The 6,567-nt window shown below is 63.8% G+C and carries 7 protein-coding genes; 5 read left to right on the forward strand and 2 right to left on the reverse strand.

Annotation, left to right across the window (positions count from 1 at the left end; all coding sequences use genetic code 11):
• Window positions 1-3: 3 nt before the first annotated feature.
• Window positions 4-855, forward strand: a complete 852-nt coding sequence (locus NKH95_RS23360) for a thermonuclease family protein (protein WP_352439628.1) — start codon at window positions 4-6, stop codon at window positions 853-855.
• Here NKH95_RS23360 and NKH95_RS23365 read toward each other — a convergent pair.
• Window positions 821-2,467 carry a lysine--tRNA ligase gene (locus tag NKH95_RS23365; protein ID WP_352893330.1) on the reverse strand — a complete coding sequence of 549 codons (1,647 nt, stop codon included), beginning with the start codon at window positions 2,465-2,467 and terminating at the stop codon, window positions 821-823. The genes NKH95_RS23360 and NKH95_RS23365 overlap by 35 nt on opposite strands.
• Window positions 2,468-2,590: 123 nt before the next feature.
• Here NKH95_RS23365 and NKH95_RS23370 point away from each other — a divergent pair, with 123 nt between their 5' ends.
• Window positions 2,591-3,040, forward strand: coding sequence for a tellurite resistance TerB family protein (locus NKH95_RS23370; protein ID WP_352893332.1), 450 nt, complete (start codon window positions 2,591-2,593; stop codon window positions 3,038-3,040).
• A 61-nt stretch (window positions 3,041-3,101) separates the two neighbouring features.
• Here NKH95_RS23370 and NKH95_RS23375 read toward each other — a convergent pair whose 3' ends face one another.
• Window positions 3,102-3,950, reverse strand: coding sequence for an ABC transporter substrate-binding protein (locus NKH95_RS23375; RefSeq protein ID WP_023811348.1), 849 nt, complete (start codon window positions 3,948-3,950; stop codon window positions 3,102-3,104).
• 249 nt (window positions 3,951-4,199) lie between these two features.
• Here NKH95_RS23375 and NKH95_RS23380 point away from each other — a divergent pair, with 249 nt between their 5' ends.
• The 3 genes from NKH95_RS23380 (at window position 4,200) to NKH95_RS23390 (ending at window position 6,430) form a co-directional block, all read left to right on the forward strand.
• Entirely contained in the window at window positions 4,200-4,931 is a 732-nt protein-coding gene (locus NKH95_RS23380) for a helix-turn-helix transcriptional regulator (RefSeq protein WP_023811347.1), read from the forward strand.
• Window positions 4,932-5,027: 96 nt separating this feature from the next.
• Window positions 5,028-5,666: an acyl-homoserine-lactone synthase gene (locus tag NKH95_RS23385; protein WP_352631080.1), complete on the forward strand. Its 639-nt coding sequence runs from the start codon at window positions 5,028-5,030 to the stop codon at window positions 5,664-5,666.
• A 14-nt stretch (window positions 5,667-5,680) separates the two neighbouring features.
• Entirely contained in the window at window positions 5,681-6,430 is a 750-nt protein-coding gene (locus NKH95_RS23390) for an enoyl-CoA hydratase-related protein (RefSeq protein WP_013533649.1), read from the forward strand.
• Window positions 6,431-6,567 lie beyond the last annotated feature (137 nt).

Consider the following 6,567-nt stretch of genomic DNA (forward strand, 5'->3'; position numbering starts at 1 on the left):
CTGGTGCGGCTTCTCCATCATGCGCTGGCGGTTCTGTTGCTCCCTGTGATGGCGGCCATGGTCGTCGCTGGCGGTCGCACGCTGAAAGGAAGCGACAGCGTCGTCACGGTGGACCAGCTTGATCCGGGCGCCGATACGATGGCGCAGCAGGCTGCCGGGACGGTGCCGCGGGAGCCGGCCACCTCAGCCATGGCAGCTCCACAGCCGCCGAAGCCGGGGCCGCATTCAAGGGCAATCGATCCCGAAATCGTCGCGCCGCCGGAACTGCCCGCCGACGGGCTTGAACGGGTCGAGCCGCGCGAGCCGTTGAGCAAGCTCGCGCTGGCTGTGCCGCCCAAGCCGAAAATGCCCGACGATTGGAACGGCACAAAGCTGTTCCAGCCGGTTGCGCCGGCCGCCGGCCTGATCGAAGCGAAGGGCTATTCGGTCGCGGTTTCCGGTATCGACATCGTGAGGCAGGACGAGACCTGCAGCGAGGACGGCAAGTCCTGGCCGTGCGGCGTCCGGGCGCGGACGGCGTTCCGCGCCTTCTTGCGCGGCCGCGCGGTGGTCTGCACGGTGCCGCCACAAGGTGGCCGCGACCTGATCGCAGCCGAGTGCCGGATCGGCAAGCAGGATGTCGGTCAGTGGCTGGTCGAAAATGGCTGGGCGCGCGCCGCCAAGGGCGGCCCCTATATCGAGGCCGGCGACAAGGCGCGCACGGCGAAGAAGGGCATTTTCGGATCGGCGCCCGATCTGTCCGGCATGCCGGCGATGCCGGCCGCGCCCGGCCCGGCGCCTCAGGCGCCGGGTTCGATCCTCGAAGAGGTCGATGGCGTGCTCAAGCCAGCTGACCAGCCAGCGCCCGCTCAATGAGCGCACGTGTCTCGGCAACGCCATAGAGTGCTGCGAACGAGCCGAAGCGCGGGCCGCGCTCCTGGCCGATCAGCACCTGGTAGATCATCTGGAAGAAGGCGCCCGATACGCCGGGGCCGCCTTCCGGGCTCTGCTTGGAATGATCCCGATAGCGCTCGATCCTGCGTGCGACATTGAGCGAGGCGTTCTGGATCGCTTCGCCGCTGGCGTCGGCCGGCAGCGCCCCAAGCGCTTCGTCGAGGGCTGCCAGCGCCTCGCGCTCGACCTCGTCGGCGGGCCGGAAGGTTTTCGTCGGCTTCACGAAATCGTCGAAATAGCGGATCGCATGGCCGACCAGCCGGTCGAGCTCGGGATGCGTCTTTGGCGTCACGCCTTGCGTATGACGTGAAATGAACCCCCACAGCACATCCTTGTTCTGCGCGTTGGAGGCGCTGACCAGATTGAGCAGCAGCGAGAACGGCACCGGCATGTCGATCGCGGGCGGGTTGCCGTCATGCATATGCCAGACCGGATTGCCCAGCCGTTCCTTCCAGTCCTGGCGGGGATAGGCGGCCAGGAACGTATAGTATTCGTCCACGGCCCGCGGGATGACGTCGAAATACAGCTTCTTGGCCTGCCGCGGCCGCTGGTACATGTAGAGCCCGAGGCTTTCGGTCGGCGCATAGGTCAGCCACTCGTCGATGGTCAGCCCGTTGCCCTTCGACTTCGAGATCTTCTGGCCGTTCTCGTCGAGGAACAGTTCGTATACGAAATGCTCCGGCGCCCGTCCGCCCAGAATGTTGCAGATGCGGTCGTAGACCACCGCATTGGTCTGGTGGTCCTTGCCGAACATTTCGAAATCGACGCCAAGCGCTGCCCAGCGCATGCCGAAATCCGGCTTCCACTGCAGCTTCACGCGGCCGCCGGTGATCGAAAGGGTGGTCTCGGTGCCCTCGTCGTCGAAGGTGATGGTGCCGGCCTCGGCGTCGACATGCTTCATCGGCACGTAAAGCACCCGGCCGCTCTTCGGCGAGATCGGCAGGAATGGGCTGTAGGTCGCCTGCCGCTCGGGCCCGAGCGTCGGCAGCATCACCGCCATGATCTGCTCATAGCGTTCGGCGGCGCGCTTGAGCATCGCATCGAAACGGCCGGCCTTGTAGTATTGCGTCGCGCTGGCGAACTCGTAGTCGAAGCCGAACGTGTCGAGGAAGCGGCAAAGCATCGCGTTGTTGTGGTCGGCGAAGCTCGCATAGTCGCCGCCGAAGGGGTTGGGGACCGACGACAGCGGCTTGTGCAGATGCGGCTCGAGCGCGGCGCGGTCCGGCACGCTGTCGGGTATCTTGCGCATGCCGTCCCTATCGTCGGAAAAGCACAGCAACTTGGTCGCGACCTTGTCCTGCGTCAGGACGCGGAAGGCATGGCGCACCATCGAGGTGCGCGCCACCTCGCCGAACGTGCCGATATGCGGCAGGCCGGACGGCCCGTAGCCGGTCTCGAACAGGACTGTTTGCGGGAAGTCGGCGCCTTTGTAGCGCTCGATGATCTTTTTGGCCTCCTCGAACGGCCACGCCTTGCTTTCGGTCGCGGCCGCCAGTAGCTCGGGGTTGAGATCGATGATGTTTGATCCCGCCATGTCACAGTTTTCCAAATCATTTGCCGGCCCGAAGGCGGGCCGCAGCAAGGGTTTTTCAACCGGTCTCTAGGCGTGCAGCGCCGGAGCGTCAACGCGTGCGGCGCTTTTTCCTTGCGGTGCAGAATGGGCGTTCCTAACTTCGAGGTCCGGTTCGAGGAGAAAAAATTGCCGACACTTCATGAAGCCCTGATCTATCTGATGGTCATCACCTCGGCCTCCGACCGCGACATGACCGATGTCGAACTGGCGCGGATCGGCGAGGTCGTCCGCTCCTGGCCGGTGTTCGAGGACTTCAACCACGACAGGCTGGTCGGCGTCGCCCAGGACTGCCAGAAGCGCCTGCACGAAAAGCATGGGCTGGAGGGCGTGCTGGCTGAAGTCGCCGAGGTCTTGCCTGAGCGGCTGCGCGATACCGCCTATGCCGCCGCCTTCGAGGTTGCCGCCGTCGACCTCGAAATGCGCATGGAAGAGGTGCGGGTGCTGCAGCTGATCCGGCGGCAGCTCGACCTCGACACGCTGACGGTTGCTGCCATCGGCCGCGCGGCCAAGGCGCGGCTGCGCACGATGACCTGAAAGTCCTTGGCCGGGCGTTGTTGAGATTCGGCTCAGGCCGGCAAAGCTGACCGGAACCGGATCAGAAAAAGCTCACCGGAAAATAGCGCAGATAGAATTCCGCGAACGTGCCTTTCATCGAAATTTCCTGCAGCGCGTAATCGATCGCGGCGGCCAGCGCCGGATTGTCCGCTTTGGTGGCGATGGCCATGCCAGTGCCCAGATATTCGGGCGCCAGATAGGGCCCGCCGGCAAAGCGGCAGCAGCCCGCCGCGTCCGAGCCGCCCAGCCAGAAAGCCAGGCGCATGCCGTCGCCGAAGGCGGCGTCGACCTTGCCGGCCTTGAGATCGGCATAGAGGTCTTCCGGCCTGTCGAAAGGGATGACCTGAACCGTGCTGAAATAGTCGCGCAGCATGCGCTCATGCGCCGAGCCTGATATCACGCCGACACGCTTGCCGTGCAATTTGTCAAAGATGGGCTCGGTCAGTGCCTTGCTCTTCGGCATGATGAAGCGCGCTGGAAACTGTAGATAGGAGCGCGAGAAGGCGTAGGTCGTGCGCGATTCCGGTGTTGCGGCGATGCCGGCGATGATCGCCTCGCCTTCGTCTTTCCGCAGTGCGCCTTCCAGCTCGGCCCAAGGCAGGGCCTGGATCTGGCATTTTTCGACGATGCCAAGCTCGGCGCAGATGGCGCGTGCCAGATCGATATGGAAGCCGGACAGCTTTCCCGCACCGTCGAGGAAGTTGAAGGGCGGGAAGTCCGTGGTGGTCAGGAATCTCAGCCGGGGCAGCGTCGAAAGGTCTGGTTTGGGCAGCCGCTCCTTGGCATCCCACAGCATCGGAACCTGAGGCGCCGCGGCGCGCGCGCCGTCGGCGAACGACAGCAATCCGATCAGCATCGCAAAGGCGAAGGATCTCCACCGGAACGCCAAGATAAAACTCCGCCACAGTCGTGCTCGCACCGGTTTTGGTACGAAAATGGTACAGGCACAATGGTTTTTGATTTCAACCCGCCGATTTCAGGATATGATTCAACCGGTTTGCAAATCAGCTCCGGCCGCCTCGGTGAGGGAAGCCACAAAATAAGTATGCGATTTTGCAATCCGTGGTCGGTGGCGAAGTGTAAATCAGGCACGCATCATTGGCCGCAATGCACGAGGCAACATGGGGTTGATGTTGCGATGGGTCAGTTCGATCGCACGCTGGAATACATAGACCAACTGCAGCACGCCGCAACGGCGGCGGCGGTCTGTGAAAGGCTGCTGGGCATAACATCGGATTTCGGTCTCACCGCACTGATGGCTGGAACCGTACCGCAGCCAGGCACGCCGGCCGGCCAGCAAAAGCAGCATGTGCTTCTCTGCGATTGGCCGGGAGAGTGGCTGGAGCGCTATGTCGCGCGCAACTATGTCGATCATGACCCCGTCGTCAGCCATATGAAACAGTTGCAGGCGCCCTTCCAGTGGCACGAGGCGTCGCAGGGCATCCGCATCGACAAGAGCAGCGGCGAAGTGATGGGCGATGCCGGCGCCTTCAAACTGCGTGATGGATTGGCCTTTCCGTTGATCACGCTCGACGGCCAGATCGTCATGGTGTCGCTCGGCGGCGAGGCCGTGGAATTGTCCGTCGCCGAATTCGGCCAGGTGTCGCTGGTCTCGACCTACGCGGTCGGCCGCGCCATGCAACTCCACACCATGGCGAACAGCACCATCGATCATATCGTGCTGACGCCGCGCGAGCGCGAATGCCTGCAATGGGCCGCCGTCGGCAAGTCCGAATGGGAGATTTCGCAAATCCTCGGCATTTCCGAACACACCTCGGAGAAACATCTTCTTAACGCCAAAAGCAAACTAGGTGCCGTCAACAGGGTGCAGGCCGTCGCGGAAGCGATACGGCGCGGCTACATTAGTTAGGTCGGCCGTGCCGACCTGGAATTTTTGCCTACGCGATCACGCAATTTTCTCATCAAAGCACGGCCGTATCTTCCTCTGAACGCAGGAGACGGCGGAATGCTTTTTTCCCTTACAACCCAGGAATTGATGGAACGTCCCGACCTTTGGGAGGCCGTCCATCGGTTGCGCTACAAGATATTCGTCGAAGAGATGGGGTGGGATGACCTCAGGCGCCCCGACGGGCTCGAACTCGACCAGTTCGATCACGACGAGGCGGTCCATCAGATCGTCATCAGGGGCGGTGAAGTGGCGGGTTATCAGAGGATGTTGCCGACGACGCGGCCACATCTGCTGACCGAGGTCTTGGCCGATCTTTCCGAAGGAACGCCGCCATCGGGTCCAAACATCTGGGAATTGACCCGCTACGCGGTGGCTCCCGGTTTTCGTGACGGCCGTCGCGGCGTTTCGACCGTCGGCACCGAACTGATTGCCGGTTTCGTCGAGTGGGGGCTGAAGCGCGGCGTCGACAAGGTGATCATCGAGTTCGAGCCGATGTGGGTGCTGCGCGCCTTGCAACTGCATTTCCTGGCGACCCCGCTGGGCTATCAGCGCACCTATGGCAACCAGCAGGTCGTCGCCACTTTGCTCACCTTCAACGAACACACCCTCGATGTGGTGCGGTCGCGCCGCAATCATTTTGCTCCCGTGCTGGCCAGGGGATATCCTGACATGCTCGGGCAAAGGCGTGCGTCATGAGATCGGAGACAGCCATGAGCACACATCCGCAACCTGAACTTCGCAACCACACGCTGGTCGTCACCGTGTCGTCGAGTGACGGCCGGCCGGTGCTGGACAGGAGGGCCTATGAAAGCCTGGCAAGGACCTTCCATGAAGCCGCCGATAATGAGGAGGTTCGCGTCGTCGTGCTGCGCGGCCTGGCAGGCTGTTTCTGCCTGGGCGGCGACTTCTCCGAATTCCTCGACGCCACCAAGCACCAGAAACTGATTGCCGCCGTCACCGACCTGTTCCGCACGCTGGCGACGTTTCCCAAGCCCATCCTTGCCTGCGTCGATGGCGATGCCGTCGGTGTCGGCTGCACCATCCTGTTCCATTGCGACATGGTGATCGCGTCCGATGAGAGCACGTTCAGGGTGCCGTTCGTCGATTTCGGCCTGGTGCCGGATGCGGCGACCAGCATCCTGGCGCCGCAGAAGCTCGGCTATGCCGGTGCCTTCCGCTTCTTCTGCCTCGGCGACACGCTTCGCGCCGAAGATGCCAGGGCGCTCGGCCTTGTCGCGGAGATCGTGCCGGGGGGCACCGTCGAGGAGGCGGCTCTCGGCCGGGCAAGACAACTCGTCAAGAAGCCGGTCGCCGCCTTGCTGCAGACGCGCGGCCTGCTGAAGGGGAACACCGAGGCCCTCTGCGACCGCATCGATCAGGAGATTTCGCTTTTCCAGCAGGCGCTGCAGGACGACACCACGCTGCGGCGATTGCAGCGCATCGCCCGGCTCGCGGCCTGAGCGAAAGCATCAAGGAACGCGGCGCGGGGGCGCGGGCCGCGGGGGGGGGGGGGGGGGAGGGGGGGGGGGCGGGGGGGGGGGGCGGGGGGGGGGGGGGGGTGGTGGGGGGGGGGGCGGGGTTGGGGGGGGGGGGCGGG

The sequence above is a fragment of the Mesorhizobium sp. M0848 genome, assembly GCF_040319805.1.
Lineage (GTDB): Bacteria > Pseudomonadota > Alphaproteobacteria > Rhizobiales > Rhizobiaceae > Mesorhizobium.